Here is a 17,421-nt window from a genome sequence, read left to right as displayed (position 1 = left end):
CTGTCTGCGCAACAAAAGAAAGCGTTGGCGGTAATGCTCAAGCAGCAAGGCATCAACCTGTTTGAGATTGCCCCGGTTTTCAAGCGTCAGGAAGGCGAGCCGCTGCGACTCTCTTATGCTCAGGAGCGGCAGTGGTTTTTGTGGCAGTTGGAGCCGCAGAGCCCTGCCTACCATTTGCCACGTGCGTTGCGGTTGAAAGGCCGACTTGATCGGTCGGCCCTGCAGCGCAGCTTTGACGCCTTGATTGCCCGTCACGAAAGTTTGCGCACCTGCCTGCATCAGGACGTGGACCGGGTGTTACAGGTGGTCAAGCCTGAACTGCACCTTGAGATCGCTGAGGGTGTGGGTGACCGCACGCAGCTCGAAGCTCAAGTGCAGGCCGAAGTTGCCAAACCCTTCGATCTGCAACAAGGCCCGCTGCTGCGGGTGAAGTTGCTGCAGCTGGCGCCGGATGAGCATGTGCTGGTGCTGGTGTTGCACCACATTGTCTCCGACGGCTGGTCGATGCAGGTCATGGTCGATGAACTGGTGCAGTTGTACGTGGGCTACAGCCAGGGCCAGGCGTTGCGCCTGCCTGAGTTGCCGGTTCAATACCCGGACTACGCCTTGTGGCAGCGCAGCTGGATGGAAGCCGGTGAAAAAGAGCGCCAGCTGGGTTATTGGCTTGAGCGGTTGGGCGGTGAGCAACCGGTATTGGAGTTGCCCCTGGATCATCCGCGCCCGCCGGTACAAAGCTATCGCGGCGCGCGTCTGGACATGGACCTGGACGCGGTGTTGGTCAGCAGCCTCAAGGCGCTGGCTCAACGCGAAGGCGTGACGTTGTTCATGCTGTTGCTGGCGTCATTCCAGACGCTGTTGTATCGCTACAGCGGGCAGTCGGATATTCGCGTTGGTGTGCCGATCGCCAACCGTAATCGCGCAGAAACCGAGCGCCTTATCGGCTTCTTCGTCAATACCCAGGTGTTCAAGGCTGATATCGACGGGCAGATGCCCTTCAGTCAGTTGCTGGCCCAGGTCAAGCAGCGCGCACTCGAAGCCCAGAGCCACCAGGATCTGCCGTTCGAGCAGCTTGTCGAGGCACTGCAACCGGAGCGCAGCCTGAGCCATAACCCGTTGTTCCAGGTGATGTTCAACCACCAGACTGAAGCGCATAAATCCCGTGGCGAACTGCAATTGCCGGGCCTGGCCGTTGAAGCGCTGGAGTGGGGCAGCCAGAGCGCACAGTTCGACCTTAGCCTGGATACCCAGGAATCCCCGCAAGGGATCTGGGCGTCGCTGACCTACGCCACTGACCTGTTTGACGCACCCACTGTGCAGCGCATGGCCGAGCATTGGCAGCGCTTGCTGCGCGCGATTGTCGGGCGTGCGGACACCCGTGTGGCGCAGCTGGCCATGCTGATCGATGCAGAACAGCGTGACTTGCTGTATGCCTGGAACCAGGGTGGCCCTGCGTTCGAAGCGGCGGCAGGCGTTCACGGGTTGTTCGAGGCCCAGGTGCAACAGCGCCCGCAGGCGGTTGCGCTGTGCCTGGACGAACACACCATCAGCTATGCCGAGTTGAACGGCCAGGCCAATCGCCTGGCGCATGCGCTGATCGCGCGCGGTGTCGGCCCGGAAGTGCGGGTGGGTGTGGCGGTCAAGCGCTCGTTCGAGATGGTGGTTGGCGTGTTGGCCGTGCTCAAGGCCGGTGGCGCCTATGTGCCGCTGGACCCGCAATACCCGCGTGAACGCTTACTGCATATGCTGGAGGACAGCGGTGTGCGTGTGGTGCTGACGCAAGCCCATGTGCCGATGCCACTGCCAGAAGGGATGCCGACGCTGGATGTGGCGGATTCGGGGCTGGCCCACTACGGCGAGAGCAACCCGCAGGTCAAGGTCGACAAACACAACCTGGCCTACGTGATTTACACCTCCGGTTCCACCGGCAAGCCCAAAGGTGTGGCGATCGATCATGCGGCGCTGACCGAGTTTTCGCGCATGGCCGCCGATTACTCGCGCCTGACTCAGGATGACCGCGTACTGCAATTCGCTACCCTGAATTTCGACGGTTTCGTCGAACAGCTCTACCCGGCGCTGACCCACGGCGCGACGGTGGTATTGCGAGGGCCGCAGCTGTGGGACAGCGCTCGGCTGTACGACGAAATCATCGCCCGAGGCATCACGCTGGCCGACTTGCCGACCGCTTACTGGAACCTGTTCCTGCTTGATTGCCTGGCGGCGGGGCCTCGATCCTATGGCGCGCTTCGCCAGGTCCACATCGGTGGCGAAGCCATGCCACTGGACGGCCCGGCGCAGTGGGTGAAAGCCGGTCTTGGCCATGTACGCTTGCTCAATACCTATGGCCCTACGGAAGCGACCGTGGTGTCGAGTGTGCTGGACTGCACAGCCGCTGCGGAAATCGTCGGTGCCACCGCCAGCCCGATTGGCCGTTCCTTGCCGGGCCGCGCCCTTTACGTGCTGGACCGCGACCTGAACCTGGCGCCGTTGGGAGCGGTGGGCGAGTTGTACATCGGCAGCCGCTGTGGTTTGGCGCGTGCCTATTTGAACCGCGCGCTGCTCACGGCCGAGCGCTTTGTGCCGGACCCGTTCGGCGCAACCTGCGAGCGCCTGTATCGCACCGGCGACCTGGCACGCTACCGCGCCGATGGTGTCATCGAGTATGTCGGGCGGGTCGATCATCAGGTCAAGATCCGCGGTTTTCGTATTGAGCTGGGTGAAATCGAGGCGCTGTTGTTGGCCCAGCCCAGCGTGCGCGAAACGCTGGTGCTGGCCGTCGACAATCAATTGGTCGCCTATCTGGTTGCCGAGCAACAAGACGCCGCATCCCTCAAGCTGACCCTGCGCGAACAACTGCCGGATTATATGGTGCCGGCCCACCTCATCTTCCTCGACCGCATGCCGCTGAACCCCAACGGCAAGCTGGATCGCAACGCGCTGCCCAAACCCGACGTCAGCCAATCGCAGCAGGCATGGGTGGCGCCGGTGACTGAGCTGGAGCAGCAGGTCGCCGCCGTGTGGGCGCAAATCCTGGGTGTCGAGCGCGTAGGGTTGACCGACCACTTCTTTGAGATGGGCGGGCATTCGCTGTTGGCCATGCAGGTGGTTTCACGCCTGCGGCATACGCTGGGGCGCGAAGTACCGCTCAAACTGGTGTTCGAGCAGCCGCGTCTGGAAGGGTTCGCTGGCGCTTTGCACGCCCTGGAAAGTGGCCTGGGTGAGCAGGCGCCGGCACTGGTGCCGGTCGGTCGTGACCAGCCGCTGCCACTGTCCTATGCCCAGGAGCGTCAGTGGTTCCTTTGGCAACTGGCCCCGGACAGCGCCGCCTACCATATCCCCAGCGCCTTGCGCCTCAAGGGGCGGCTGGACACGGCGGCGTTGCAGCGCAGTTTCGATGAGTTGGTCGCTCGCCATGAAAGCCTGCGCACCTGCGTCGAACAGCAAGCGGACGGTGCGCGGCAAGTTATCCGCGCGCAGGCGGTATTGCCTGTCCAGTGCGTTGACGTGCAGGAAGCTGATCTGCAAGCGCAGGTAGAAGCCGAAATCGCACAGCCGTTCAACCTGCAAAGCGGGCCGTTGCTGCGTGTGACCTTAATGCGTGTGGCGCAGGACGATCATGTGTTGGTGCTGGTGCAGCATCACATCGTCTCTGACGGGTGGTCGATGCACGTCATGATCGACGAACTGGTGCAACTTTATGCTGCATTCAGCCAGGGCCAGGCAGCACAGTTGCCAGTAATGCCGATCCAGTACGCTGACTTTGCCGTATGGCAGCGTACGTGGATGGAAGCCGGTGAGCAGGCCCGACAACTGGACTACTGGCGCGACGTGCTCGGGGGCGAGCAGCCCGTGCTGGAGTTGCCGTTCGACCATCAGCGCCCGGCGCAGCAAAGCCATCGCGGCGCGCGTCTGGATGTGCCGTTGCCCGCCAGCCTGGCGCAAGGTCTTAAAGCCCTGGCGCAAGCGCAGGGCGTGACGATGTTCATGTTACTGCTGGCCTCGTTCCAGACGTTGCTGCACCGCTACAGCGGCCAGCAAGATATTCGTGTCGGTGTGCCGATCGCCAACCGCAATCGTGTGGAAACCGAACGTCTGATCGGCTTTTTCGTCAACACTCAGGTACTCAAGGCCGATATCGATGGGCACATGACGGTTGCCGAGTTGCTGGCCCAGGTCAAGCAACGTGCGCTGGACGCCCAGGCCCATCAGGACCTGCCGTTTGAGCAATTGGTCGAAGCCCTGCAACCCGAACGTAGCCTGAGCCTGAACCCGTTGTTCCAGGTGATGTTCAACTATCAGAGCGAAGGTCACCTGGGTGTGCAAGCGCTGACGGACTTGCGCATCGAAGGCCTGGAGTGGGAGCGCCGTACCGCGCATTTTGACCTCGACTTGGACGTGCATGAAAGTACAGAAGGGTTGTGGGCCTCGCTGGGTTATGCCACCGATCTGTTTGAAGCCGTCACCATTGAGCGGATGGGCCGCCATTGGCAGAACCTGTTGCAGGCGATGGTGGCCGATCAACAACAGAATATCGGCCAGTTGCACTTGTTGGACAGCGACGAGCAGCAGCACATCCTGCAACTGTGGAACCGCACCGATTCCGGCTTCTCGGCCAAACGTCTGGTGCACGAGCTGTTCGCCGATCGCGCCCGGGAAAATCCAAATGCGGTGGCGGTCAAGTTCGATGCGCAAACCCTGACTTATGGCGAGCTGGACCGCCAGGCCAACCGCCTGGCCCATGCGCTGATCGCCCGTGGCGTCGGCCCGGAAGGATGCGGTGGCGGTCAAGTTCGATGCGCAAACCCTGACTTATGGCGAGCTGGACCGCCAGGCCAACCGCCTGGCCCATGCGCTGATCGCCCGTGGCGTCGGCCCGGAAGTGCGGGTGGCGATTGCCATGCCACGCAGTGCGGAAATCATGGTGGCGTTCCTCGCAGTGATGAAGGCTGGCGGCGTGTATGTGCCGCTGGATATCGAATACCCGCGTGACCGCTTGCTGTACATGATGCAAGACAGCCGCGCGAAATTGCTGCTTAGTGATGAAGGCTGGCGGCGTGTATGTGCCGCTGGATATCGAATACCCGCGTGACCGCTTGCTGTACATGATGCAAGACAGCCGCGCGAAATTGCTGCTGAGCCACAGCAGTGCCTTGCCGCAATTGCCGCTTGCCGAGGGTCTGGAAACCCTGGCCATTGACCGCACCGAAGACTGGGCCGGTTATAGCGATACCGCGCCGCAGGTCGATCTGGACGGCGACAACCTCGCCTACGTGATCTACACCTCCGGCTCCACCGGCATGCCCAAGGGCGTGGCGGTTTCCCACGGCCCGCTGGTGGCGCACATCATCGCCACCGGCGAACGCTACGAAACCGGCCCCGCCGACTGCGAATTGCATTTCATGTCCTTCGCCTTCGATGGTTCCCATGAAGGCTGGATGCACCCGCTGATCAATGGCGCCAGCGTGCTGATCCGCGACGACAGCCTGTGGCTGCCGGAATACACCTACGAACAAATGCACCGTCACAACGTGACCATGGCGGTGTTCCCGCCGGTGTACCTGCAACAATTGGCCGAGCATGCCGAGCGCGATGGCAACCCGCCCAACGTGCGCGTGTACTGCTTCGGCGGCGATGCGGTGGCGCAGGCCAGTTACGACCTGGCTTGGCGCGCACTGAAACCAACCTACCTGTTCAACGGCTACGGCCCGACCGAAACCGTGGTCACGCCGCTGCTGTGGAAAGCCCGCCGTGGCGACCCCTGCGGCGCGGTCTATGCGCCGATTGGACCGTGGTCACGCCGCTGCTGTGGAAAGCCCGCCGTGGCGACCCCTGCGGCGCGGTCTATGCGCCGATTGGCACGCTGCTGGGCAACCGCAGCGGCTACGTGCTGGACTCGCAACTCAACCTGCAACCCATCGGCGTGGCCGGTGAGTTGTACCTGGGCGGCGAAGGCGTGGCCCGTGGTTATCTGGAGCGCCCGGCACTGACCGCCGAGCGTTTTGTGCCGGACCCGTTCGGCAAGCCTGGCAGCCGTGTGTACCGCAGCGGCGACCTGACCCGTGGCCGCGCAGATGGCGTGGTGGATTACCTGGGGCGTGTCGATCACCAAGTGAAAATCCGTGGTTTCCGTATCGAGCTGGGTGAAATCGAGGCGCGCCTGCGTGAGCAGCAGGCGGTCGGTGAAACGGTTGTTGTGGCCCAGGAAAGCCCGAGCGGCAAGCAGTTGGTGGCGTACGTCGTGCCCGCTGAGCCCGTGACCGACCCGGTGGCATTCCGCGAAGCCTTGCGTCGCGCCCTGAAAACCCGCCTGCCTGACTATATGGTGCCTGCGCACTTCATGTTCCTGGATCAGATGCCGCTGACGCCCAACGGCAAGCTTGACCGTAAGGGCTTGCCTCAGCCGGACGCGGCGCAGTCGCAAGGCGTGTGGGTTGAACCGGTTACGCCATTGCAACAGCAGGTCGCGGCGATTTGGGCCCAGGTGCTGGGCACTGCGCGCATTGGCCTCACGGATCACTTCTTCGAGTTGGGCGGCCACTCGTTGCTGGCCATGCAGGTGATTTCCCGAGTGCGCCAGTTGCTTGAACGCGAGGTGCCACTGCGCACGTTGTTTGAGCAGCCGCAGCTGCAAGGTTTTGTGCTGGCACTGCACGCCGCTGAAGAGGATCTGGCGCCGCCGATGCTGGCAATAGGGCGCGATCAGCCATTAGCGCTGTCCTTTGCCCAGGAGCGCCAGTGGTTTCTCTGGCAGCTGGATCCGCAAAGCGCCGCCTACCACATCCCGAGCATTCTGCGCCTGAGCGGTCGCCTTGATCAGCCTGCCTTACAGCGCAGTTTTGACCGCTTGGTGGCGCGACATGAAAGCTTGCGCACCCGCATCGATCAGCAGGATGAGCGCGCGGTGCAGGTGGTTTTGCCTGCCGAACCTTTATCAATCATGCGAGGCGATGCCACTGAGCAGACACTGCAGCAGCAGGTAGAAGCCGAAATCGCCAAGCCTTTCAACCTGCAGCAAGGGCCGCTGTTGCGCGTCACCTTGTTACGCCTGGCCGAAGATGAGCATGTACTGGTGCTGGTGCAGCACCATATCGTTTCCGATGGTTGGTCAATGCAGGTGATGGTCGACGAACTGGTGCAGTTGTATAGCGCCTGCAGCCAGGGTGAGGTTGCGCAGTTGCCGGCGCTGGCGTTGCAGTATGCCGATTACGCGCACTGGCAACGCGAGTGGATGGCGGCCGGTGAACGCGAGCGTCAATTGGCTTACTGGCGCGAGCTGCTGGGCGGTGAACAACCGGTGTTGGAACTGCCCACCGCGCACGCGCGCCCGGCGCTGCAAAGCTACCGCGGGGCCAGCCTGGAACTGGAGTTGCCGACGCAACTGGCCGAAGGGCTCAACGCATTGGCGCAGCGCGAGGGCGTGACGTTGTTCATGCTGTTGCTGGCGTCCTTCCAGGGCTTGTTGTACCGCTACAGTGGCCAGCACGACATCCGTGTCGGGGTGCCGATCGCCAACCGCAACCGGGTTGAAGTCGAGCGGTTGGTCGGCTTCTTTGTCAACACCCAGGTGCTCAAGGCCGACCTGGACGAGCAGATCACCGTGACCCAGCTGTTGCAGCAGGCCAAACGCCGCAGCCTGGATGCGCAGAGCCATCAGGACCTGCCCTTCGAGCAACTGGTCGAAGCCCTGCAACCGGAACGCAGCCTGAGCCATAACCCGTTGTTCCAGGTGTTGTTCAACCATCAGAGCGATGCGGGGTTGGCCACCCGTGGCCGTCAGTTGCCCGATTTGCGCGTGGAGGGCCTGGATTGGGGCAGCCAGACCGCGCAGTTCGACCTGAGCCTGGACACCCAGGTCACCGCGCAGGGTATCTGGGCCACCCTGACCTATGCGACCGACCTGTTCGAGCCGGCCATGCTCACGCGCATGCTGGCGCACTGGCAAAATCTGTTGCAAGGCATGCTCGACGACCCGCAGCAGCGCGTCAGCCAGTTGCCGCTGTTGGACGGCACCGAGCAACGTATTGCGCTGCAAGACTGGAACGCCACCGCGCGTGACTACCCGCAGCAGCCTGTGCATCAGTTGATCGAAGCCCAGGTGGAACTTACGCCGGATGCCGAGGCGCTGGTATTTGGCGGGCAGCGCTTGACCTACACCCAACTTAATCAGCGGGCCAACCGCCTGGCCCATCGCCTGCTGGACGCTGGTGTCGGCCCCGACGTGTTGGTGGGGCTGGCCGTGGAGCGTTCGATAGACATGGTCGTCGGCCTGTTGGCAGTACTCAAGGCCGGTGGCGCGTATGTGCCGCTCGACCCCGAATACCCCCGCGAGCGACTCGCCTACATGCTGGAAGACAGCGGCGTGAAGTTGCTGCTGACTCAGGCGCATCTGCTCGAACAGTTGCCGATCCCGGAAGGTCTGGAAACCCTGGTGCTGGGTGAATCCGGTTTTGACGGCTACAGCGAAGCGAACCCAGGTATTGTGCTGGCCGGCGAAAACCTCGCCTACGTGATCTACACCTCCGGCTCCACCGGCCAGCCCAAAGGCGCGGGCAACCGCCATTGTGCGCTGACCAACCGCCTGTGCTGGATGCAGGAAGCCTACGGGTTGAACGCCCGTGACACGGTGCTGCAAAAGACCCCATTCAGCTTTGACGTGTCGGTGTGGGAGTTCTTCTGGCCGCTGATGACAGGCGCACGCCTGGTAGTGGCTGCGCCGGGTGATCACCGCGACCCGGCCAGGCTGGTAGCGTTGATCAACGCCGAACAGGTCACCACGCTGCACTTTGTGCCGTCGATGCTGCAGGCTTTTCTGCAAGACCCGGACGTTGGCTCCTGCCACGCCTTGCAACGCATTGTGTGCAGCGGCGAAGCATTGCCGATGGATGCGCAACAGCAGGTCTTGCGCAAGCTGCCGCAAACCGCGTTGTACAACCTGTATGGCCCGACCGAAGCCGCCATCGACGTGACCCACTGGACCTGCGTCGACGAAGGGCGAGATACGGTGCCGATCGGCCAGCCGATCGCCAACCTGTGCACCTATGTGCTGGACGCACAACTGCAAGCGACCGCCGTGGGTGTGGCCGGTGAGTTGTACCTGGGCGGTCTCGGCTTGGCACGCGGTTATCATCGACGCCCGGGGCTCACAGCCGAACGATTTGTTGCTTCGCCGTTCGCGCCTGGAGAGCGCCTGTATCGTACCGGCGACCGCGTGCGTCAGCGTGCCGACGGGGTTATCGAGTACCTTGGACGCCTGGATCATCAGGTCAAATTGCGTGGCCTGCGCATTGAATTGGGCGAGATTGAAGCGCGGGTTCTTGAGCATCCCCAGGTACAGGAAGCTTCGGTCCAGGTAGTCGATGGCAAGCACCTGGTGGGCTATCTGGTGTTGCAGGCACCGAGCGAAACCTGGCGTGAGTCCCTGGGCGCACACCTGTTGGCGCACTTGCCGGACTATATGGTGCCGGCGCAATGGGTACTGCTGGCGCACATGCCCCTGAGCCCGAATGGCAAGCTGGACCGCAAGGCGCTGCCCAAGGCTGATGCGCACTTGCAAGAACGGGTCTATCAGGCGCCGCAGACCGAATTGGAGCAGTGCCTCGCAACCCTTTGGAGCGAAGTGCTTGAGGTTGAACGCGTCGGCTTGAATGACAATTTCTTTGAACTGGGTGGCCATTCGCTGTTGGTGTTGAGGCTCAAGGAGCGCATCCGCAAGGCGACCGGCACAGCGCTGTCGGTCAGCCAATTGATGCTTAACCCGACCATTGCGGGGCAGGTGGCTTGCCTGGGCGGCGAGACCCGCCACTCGCTGATCGTCAAACTCAACAGCCAGACCCAAGGCACGCCACTGTTCCTGTTCCACCCAAGCTTTGGTTCGGTGCACTGCTACAAGGCCATTGGCCTGGCGCTGCGTGAACAACGGCCGGTGCTGGGGGTGATCAGTCGGGCGTTGGTGGAGGAGGGCAGTGACGTGCCCAGCTGGCAATCAATGGTCGATGACTACACCGCGCAACTGCTCGATGCCGTGCCCGAAGGCCCTTATCGCCTGGCCGGTTGGTCCCTGGGGGGCAACCTGGCCATGGAGGTCGCGTATGCGTTGGAACAGGCGGGGCGTGTGGTCGAGGTTGTCGGTTGGATCGATGCATCGCCGCCGCACTGGCTCAAGGCCTATTGGGACACAGCGGTGATCGCCGATGACAGTGAGGTGCCGGTCAATCAGCGGCGTGTCGAGCTGCTGCAGGTGATGTTTGCGCAATCGAGCGCGTTGATCCAGGCAGCGTGGCTGCAAAGCCAGGCGCTCTCTGAAGACGAGGTGCAGCAATGGCAAGCGTTCAGCGCGTGGGCCGAAGATGCACTCGGTGAAACCTATCTGGAGGTCAAGGCCAGCTTGCTTGAAGGCGACGAAGCGCAGATCTCCTGGGAACTCGACCGTGCTCTTGGCCAGCGTCTCAAGGACGCTGACTTCAAGCCGATCCAGGCACCGATCCGTTGCTGGTGGGCCGCTGCGAGCCGCGCAGGGCAGCATCGTCAGTTGATTGAGGCAAGCATGGCGCAGGTTATGGGCCGGCCGTGTATTGAGCAATCCGTACTGATCGACTCTACCCATGACCGAATCATCGATAACGCCGCGTTTGTACAGAGCTTTGCTGATGCGATGAAGTAACCCCCGTGTAAAAGAAACGCCCCTGGACCGATGGCCAGGGGCGTTTTTTTATCGGTGTTATTCGCCAAGCGTCACGATTTCAGCGGGCAACAAAAAGCCCCTGGCCATCAGCGATGACCAGGGGCTTGGGCTGGATCAGAAGTTCCAGCGGGTGCTGAGCATGACGTTACGCGGGTCGCCGTAGTAAGCCGAGTTATAGAAGCCGATGTTGGTGTAGTACTTCTTGTCGAAGATGTTGTTGACGTTGAGGGTCGCCGATACGTTCTCGGTCACCTGGTAACGGGCCATCGCGTCTACGATCCACAGTGGGTCCTGGGAGAAGTTTTCCTCAGTGCCTTTGGCATAGTTGTTCAGCAGTTTCCAGCCGGTACCTTGCCAGCGCACGCCGGTGCCCAGGGTCAGTTTGTCGAGTGGGCCGGTCAGCTTGTAGCTGGTGTAGATATTGACCTGATCTTCCGGTTCCCAGGTGGAGAGCTTCTCCCCCTGTTTGTCGCGCATGATCTTGTGGGTATAGCCCGCCTGCAACTGCCAGCCTGGCGCCAGCTCGCCGGAGATTTCCGCTTCGTAGCCTTTGGTCTTGGCTTCGGTGCCCCTGGAGGCGTAATCCAGCCCAGGGTGGCTGTTGGGGATGTAATCGGTGTCGTCGACGGCGCGGTTTTTCTCGTGAACCTCGAAGTAGGCCAGGCTCGAATTCAGGCGGCCATCGAAGAACTCGCCTTTGAGGCCGATCTCGTAGTTCTTGCCTTCATCCGGTTCCAGCGGTTTGTCGTTGCGGTCGCGGTAGTCGTCCTGTGGCAGGTAGATTTCGGTGAAGCTGGCGTAGGCCGAGAAGTTGTCATTGAGGTCATAGGTGATGCCGGCATAAGGCACTACCTTGCCGGTGTCCTTGACTTGGCTGGTGCCGCTGACTTCGTAGTTGTTGACCCGAGTGCCGAGAATCAGGTGCAAGTCATCGGCCAGGCTGAAGCGCCCGGTGATGTAGCTGGCGCTCTGGCGGGTCAGCTCGTCGTTCTTTTTGGTCCGAGGGCCGCGGTCCGGTTTGAGCGCGTCGCCGTCCCAGTTGAAGTAGTCGTGGCTGTTTTCGTAGTTGGTGGCGTTGGTGTAATCGCTGCCCAGCCAGTGCGAGCGCGATACCGAGGTGCCGACCACCAGCTCATGCTCGCGCCCGAACAGGCTGAACGGGCCAGTGGCGTACAAGTCGCCCGTGTCGCTGGTGGTTTCCCCATTGTAGGTACGGGTCAGCAGCGATGCCTTGCCCGTTTCGGCATTGGGTGACAGCAGGGCCGACAACGGGGCTTTATAGCCGTTGATCTGGTGGTTGTACTGCGCCTTGCCGACCCAGCCATTGTCGAACGTGTGCTCCAGGGTGGCGAAGGCGGTACGGGTGTACTGTTTCCACTTGCTGTACTTGGCGCCGTTGTTGAAGGAGCGTGGTGTACTGATGCGGTTACCGGCCGAGTCAAAGAGGGAGGCCGAACCGGACCAGCTGGAGCCCTGCGGATCGCTGTCCTGATAGTCGCCACCGACGGTCAGCAACGTATCCGGTGACAGGTCGAATTCAAGGATGCCGTAGTAAACGTTGGTCTGGCGTTGGTAGTGATCGAGGAACGTATGTTTGTCCTGGTAGGCCGCGACAGCTCGGCCACGCACATTGCCGGACTCGGTCAGCGGGCCGCTGACGTCGATTTCCGAGCGGTAGTTGTCCCAGGAACCCGCGCCCAGGTCGACATAGCCCTTGAATTCCGAGGTGGGTTTTTTACGCACCATATTGATGGTGCCGCCCGGGCCGCCAGCGCCTGTCAGCAGGCCGGTGGCGCCCTTGAGAATTTCGACGCGGTCGTAGATCACGGTGTCGGTCAAGGTGTGGCCCGACGAGTACTGGGCATCCTGCAGGATCGGAATACCGTCGTACTGGAAGTTCTGAATGGCGAAACCGCGAGAGAAGTAGCTGGTGCGCTCGCTGTCGTAGGCGGCAACGGTGATGCCCGGTGTGTGGCGCATCACGTCGTCGATCGACTTGAGGCTGAAGTCGTCCATGGCCTGGCGGGTCACCACGGAAATCGATTGTGGCGTCTCACGTGGGCTTAACACCATGCGCGTCGCGGTGGCGATGGTGCCAGGGGTGTAGGAGCCGGAACCTTCGGTGATGGTCCCCAACTGGTTGGCGGTTACCTGGGTTGCGCCCAGTTCCAGTGCCGACGTTTTCGCCGCGCTGATGGTGAACGAGCTGCCCTGCAGGTCATAGCTGATGCCCGTCCCGGACAGCAAGGTGGTCATGGCCTGGCCGGGTTGCAACTTGCCTTTGATCGCGTGACTGCGTTTGCCTTCAACGTCGGTGGGGCTGTAGAGCACCTGCAAGTTGGTCTGGCGACCGAACTCCTGAAGCGCGCTCCCCAGCGGCTGTGCAGGCACATTCAATTCGACCTCCTGCGCCTGCACATAACCTGCGACCGGCAGTGCCAGTGCCAGGGCAATCGCGCTTGGCAGCAGAGGGGTATTCAAGAGGCGGCGCATGGAGAGTGCCTTGCTCAAGGGACTCAGACCGAACGTTGCTGGCATGGATGCATTCTCTTCTATGTTTTAAGTGGGCAGCTTTTAGTGTTTATTGAGGTCAATTCTCATTACCACTAGTGAGACGTTCCTATCCGTGAAAACCGGAAAAAAAACTTCAGGCCGGTTCCATCTCGTGCACGACCTTGCCCGCACGCAGGCGCACCAGTTGGTCGGCGATGCCGAAATAGCGGTCGTCGTGGCTGATCACGATGATGGTTTTGCCCAGGCGCTTGAGGTCGGGCAGCAGCTCGGTGTAGAACACGCGGCGGAAGGCCGGGTCCTGGTCGGCGGCCCATTCGTCGAACACCAGCACCGGGCGTTCTTCGAGCCAGGCATTGACCAGCGCCAGGCGCTTGCGCTGCCCGGTGGAGAGGTCGGTGGTGCTGAACACGCCGTCCTTGACGCTGACTTTGTGCGCGATTTCCAGGCGCTCCAGGTACTTGGCGGCACTGTCCAGCGATTGCGTGGCGCTGCCCTGGACCAGGTCGTCGAACAGGTAATAGTCGGCGAACACCGTGGTGAACAATTGGCGGTAGTCATCGCGCACCGGGTCGGTCACGGTTTCGCCATTCAGGCGGATTTCTCCCGCGTCGGGTTGATACAGGCCCAGCAACAGTTTGATCAGCGTGGTCTTGCCGCAGCCGTTCTCGCCGACAATAAACACGATATCGCCCTGCTGGATGCTCAGGTTGATCGGCCCCAGGTGAAAGGGCTCGCTGCCCTCTACCGGCGGTGGGCTGTAGGTGACGCCACGCAGTTCAAGGCTGTCGACCACCGGCGTCGGCGCTTCGCTGCCGTCCATCAACAAGTGCGGCTCGGGGGACGAGAAGCGATCCGACAGCTCGGTGATACGCGCAAAGGCAATGCGCGCCTTGCCGATGATCGGCAGGTAACCGATCACGTGTTCCAGCGGGCCTTTCATGTACAGCAGCACCAATACGAAACCGGTGATCACCGCAGGGTCCGGGTTGGGACTGTAGGCCTGCATGGCCAGGGCCAGGCCGATGACCACAAAGAACAGCATCGAGCCAAAGGTTTTGGCCACGATGTAAATGTTTACCGAGCGCACCTGGATGTCGCTGATCCGGTCGGCGGTTGCCTGGATGCGGTGGGTGTTCATCCGATAGCGCCGTGGCCGGTGGATGCGCAGCTCCTTGGCGCCGGAGGCAATCGCCGAATAGTAGCGCTGCAGTTCGTCTTCCAGGTCGCGGGCTGCGTCGAAGCCGCGAATGCCTTTGTGGCCGGCGATGAATTGCACGCTGCTGCCGATCACAATGGCCACGATCATCATCAGGAACATCGGCACTGACAGGTAGGCCAGGTAGCCCAGGCAACCCAGGGTCACCGTGCTGGCTATGGCCAATGGGGTAAACGCGAAGGAGAAATCGCTGATGGTGTCGACGTCGTGGGTGAGCACCGGGATCAGGCGGTGCGAGCGGTAGCGTTCAATCTGCTCGATGGGCGCCGACAGTACTTTCTCGCCGAGATCCTTGCGCAGGGCGGCAATGATTCGTTGGCCCACATAATTGGTGCCGATATCCGAGACGATCGAACTGGTCAGCGCCAGCAGGCACAGCGCCGCAAAGGTCAGGACCACGCCCTGGGTCATGCCGGTGGAAGAGTGCAGGGCGTTATTGATGGTCGCCAGCAGCAATGTGATGGCCAGGCCGCCGGCCATGCCCAGCGCGACAGAGACGCTCACGATGGTGCGAAAAGGCCTGAGCAATGCGAGCAAACCGTTAAAGGCGCCGCGCTTGGGGTCGGTCATAAATACTTCCCGGAAAGTGAAAAAAGAGGGGGCTGGGCACACAGACCCTTACCCATGACAAACGAAGTGCCGGGGCGACTATTTAGCGCGGCGCGCCGGGCGGTGGAGCGGGTCGATAAATTGCCAACAGGCTGGTTCGTTCTTGTTGTGTAGGCGCACGCGTATTGGCGCGTGCCTGATCTATCCAGCGAGAGCGAAACAATGACGAAAAAGAATCTGGTGTATGTCTGGTCCCTGAGAAACGCTGCCGCCGACAAGGCCGGCCAGCCGGTGGCCTACAAGGACCACGAGCGCTATATGAAGTCGGTACTGGAGTTTCTGGTGGGGTCGCTGAACGACACACCTTTGGGCCAGGCCTACAACCTGGTCGGCGTGGTGTACGACGATGACGAGCACAACCCACGGGACCAGCAGTTGGTCGCTGACTATGGCTTTGCCTACCAGCCGGGTCGCCAGTGGCTCTACCCGGCAGGCCTGAGGGTGCAGGGCAAGCTGGTCAATGACTTGTTGCTGAGCGTACCGTCCACCTATCGCCGCCTGCCGCGTGGCAGCGCCGAACACATCGCCGGCAAGCAGGATTTTGAACGTCGCTTGCACGACACCCTGGTGGAGTTGAAGGCCGATATCGTGGTGCTGGACGGCCTGCTGGTGATCCTCGATGAGTTGGTGCGGCCCGGCGCGCCGTTTGCGCGGCGGATCATGAACATCCACCCAGGCATTACCCGTATTGAATCGCCTTACGAGCGCCGTGGCGCCTATGCCACCTGGAATGCCTTGTACGGCGCACGCGGGCAGACGGTGGTGGATTGGGCGACCAAAGCCACCAAGGCCTGCGAACCGCTGTACCTCACCGGCGCTTCGTTCCATTACGTGGACAACGGCATTGATTCGGGCGAAGTGTTCCACGACGTGCTGAAAACCGAGATTTCGCCTGAGGACACCATCCTCGAACTGCGCTGGAACAACTTCAACAACAGCCTGTTCCCGGCGTTGCATGAAGGGTTGGAGTTGTTGGCCAAGCAGGCTTAAGGCGATCCAAGTGTGGGAGCTGGCTTGCCTGCGAAGGTGGTGTGCCGGTGTACATATCCGTTGCTGCGGTAACGGCTACTTAGGGTTCCGCCCTGACGGCGGGTCACTTTTGCAAGGACGCAAAAGTAACCAAAAGGTCCTCGCCCCACCACTCGGCACCTCGCTTGGGCTCGGTGTGCCCTCACTCCGGCTTGAATCCGTGGGCCGCCGCGATGGGCCATCCTTGGCCCAGCGCGGCTAACCCGGCGTCCTGCCGGGTTACCCACGGATTCAATTCAAGCCTGCGTTCGGCCATCGTGGTTGACGGGGCGCCTCAGATCAAAATCAAGATCAAGATCTACAGCACGGCGGCCTGAAAGCCGACCTGAGTGGTCAAAACAAAAGCTAGATCAAGTCCAAAGCAAAAGCCTGTCTACCTGTTGCAACTCGGTTTAAATGTGGGAGCTGGCTTGCCTGCGATGCAGACACCTCGGTACATCAGGCGCACCGAGTTGATGCCATCGCAGGCAAGCCAGCTCCCACCTTAGAGTTCGCGCACTACCCGAAACCCAATCCAGTCCCCACGGGTTTGCGGGTAAATGGTGTTGCGGTTGCCCGAGCGTGAGAACACCGGCGCTTCGCCCCAGTCATTGCCGCGGATCTGGTAGCCCTCGCAGTGGGGCTCCATCCAGGCGCTGCCGTCGGTAGGGGCGCCGATGTAGTTGGGGTGCTCACAGTCGGCCACCCGCTCATACACATTGCCGTGCATGTCGTACATGCCAAATGCATTCGGCGGGTAGCTGCCCACCGGTGAGGAATAACTGTAGCCATCTGCCGGGCCGTAGGTGTTGGCGTGCTGGGCGATGCTGTAGCCCTTGCCCTCGTCGAACGGGAAGGGGAACGGCCCGGTGGAGCCGGCGCGGGCGGCGTATTCGCGCTGGGCTTCGCTGACCATGTGGTACTTCTGCCCGGTTTTTTTCGACAGCCAGGCGACATAATTTTTGATGTCGTCCATGTCCATGCACACCGCCGGCTGGCGTGGGCCTTGCGGGTAGCGGGGCTTGCTGGCGATGCATTCGCGGCCGGGGCGGGTGTCGCCGTCGGCAATCTTGACGCCGGTCTGGCGGATATAGCTGTCCCATTCGCTGGCGGTGATGTGGAAGCGGCTCATGGCAAAGGGTTTGGCGAAGGTTACGTCGTGCATCGGGCCTTCATCGGGCTCGCGGCCGACTTCGTCTTCCGGCGTGCCCATGGTGAAGGTGCCGGCGGGCAGCACCACCATTTCCGGGCAGTCCTTGCAGTCCTTGAACACTTTGCCGGGTTGCGGCGTGGCGGCCTGCACCAGGTTGGGCAGCCATGCCGCGCAAAGAGCACTCAGCGCCAGGGCGGTCAGGGGTTTGAGTCGGGATGGATTCATGTGGGCATCTCGTTCAAA

4 protein-coding genes and 3 pseudogenes are annotated in these 17,421 nt (G+C 61.8%); 4 read left to right on the top strand and 3 right to left on the bottom strand.

From position 1 onward, the window contains the following. Window positions 1–33: 33 nt before the first annotated feature. From ASE80_RS31930 to ASE80_RS31920, 3 pseudogenes are all read left to right on the top strand, one after another. A pseudogene (locus ASE80_RS31930) lies at window positions 34–1,365 on the top strand (condensation domain-containing protein); the annotation flags it as partial. A gap of 27 nt (window positions 1,366–1,392) precedes the next feature. Next, window positions 1,393–4,707: pseudogene (locus ASE80_RS31925) on the top strand (amino acid adenylation domain-containing protein); the annotation flags it as partial. 61 nt (window positions 4,708–4,768) lie between these two features. Next, window positions 4,769–10,657: pseudogene (locus ASE80_RS31920) on the top strand (amino acid adenylation domain-containing protein); the annotation flags it as partial. A 135-nt stretch (window positions 10,658–10,792) separates the two neighbouring features. Here ASE80_RS31920 and ASE80_RS19090 read toward each other — a convergent pair. Then, window positions 10,793–13,171 (bottom strand): TonB-dependent siderophore receptor, encoded by a 2,379-nt coding sequence (locus tag ASE80_RS19090; protein WP_056860318.1) that lies wholly within the window; start codon window positions 13,169–13,171, stop codon window positions 10,793–10,795. A gap of 154 nt (window positions 13,172–13,325) precedes the next feature. Next, entirely contained in the window at window positions 13,326–14,978 is a 1,653-nt protein-coding gene (locus ASE80_RS19085; RefSeq protein ID WP_056860317.1) for a cyclic peptide export ABC transporter, read from the bottom strand. 201 nt (window positions 14,979–15,179) lie between these two features. Between ASE80_RS19085 and ASE80_RS19080 the strand changes: the two genes are divergently transcribed. Beyond that, window positions 15,180–16,007 (top strand): N(5)-hydroxyornithine transformylase PvdF, encoded by an 828-nt coding sequence (locus ASE80_RS19080; RefSeq protein ID WP_056860316.1) that lies wholly within the window; start codon window positions 15,180–15,182, stop codon window positions 16,005–16,007. 523 nt (window positions 16,008–16,530) lie between these two features. Here ASE80_RS19080 and pvdO read toward each other — a convergent pair. Next, window positions 16,531–17,403, bottom strand: coding sequence for a dihydropyoverdine dehydrogenase (gene pvdO, locus ASE80_RS19075; RefSeq protein WP_056860315.1), 873 nt, complete (start codon window positions 17,401–17,403; stop codon window positions 16,531–16,533). Window positions 17,404–17,421: the final 18 nt, after the last annotated feature.

The organism is Pseudomonas sp. Leaf15 (assembly GCF_001421425.1).
Classification (GTDB): domain Bacteria; phylum Pseudomonadota; class Gammaproteobacteria; order Pseudomonadales; family Pseudomonadaceae; genus Aquipseudomonas; species Aquipseudomonas salomonii.
Note: the sequence above shows the minus strand (reverse complement) of the source record. Positions and strands in the feature narration are given on the sequence as shown.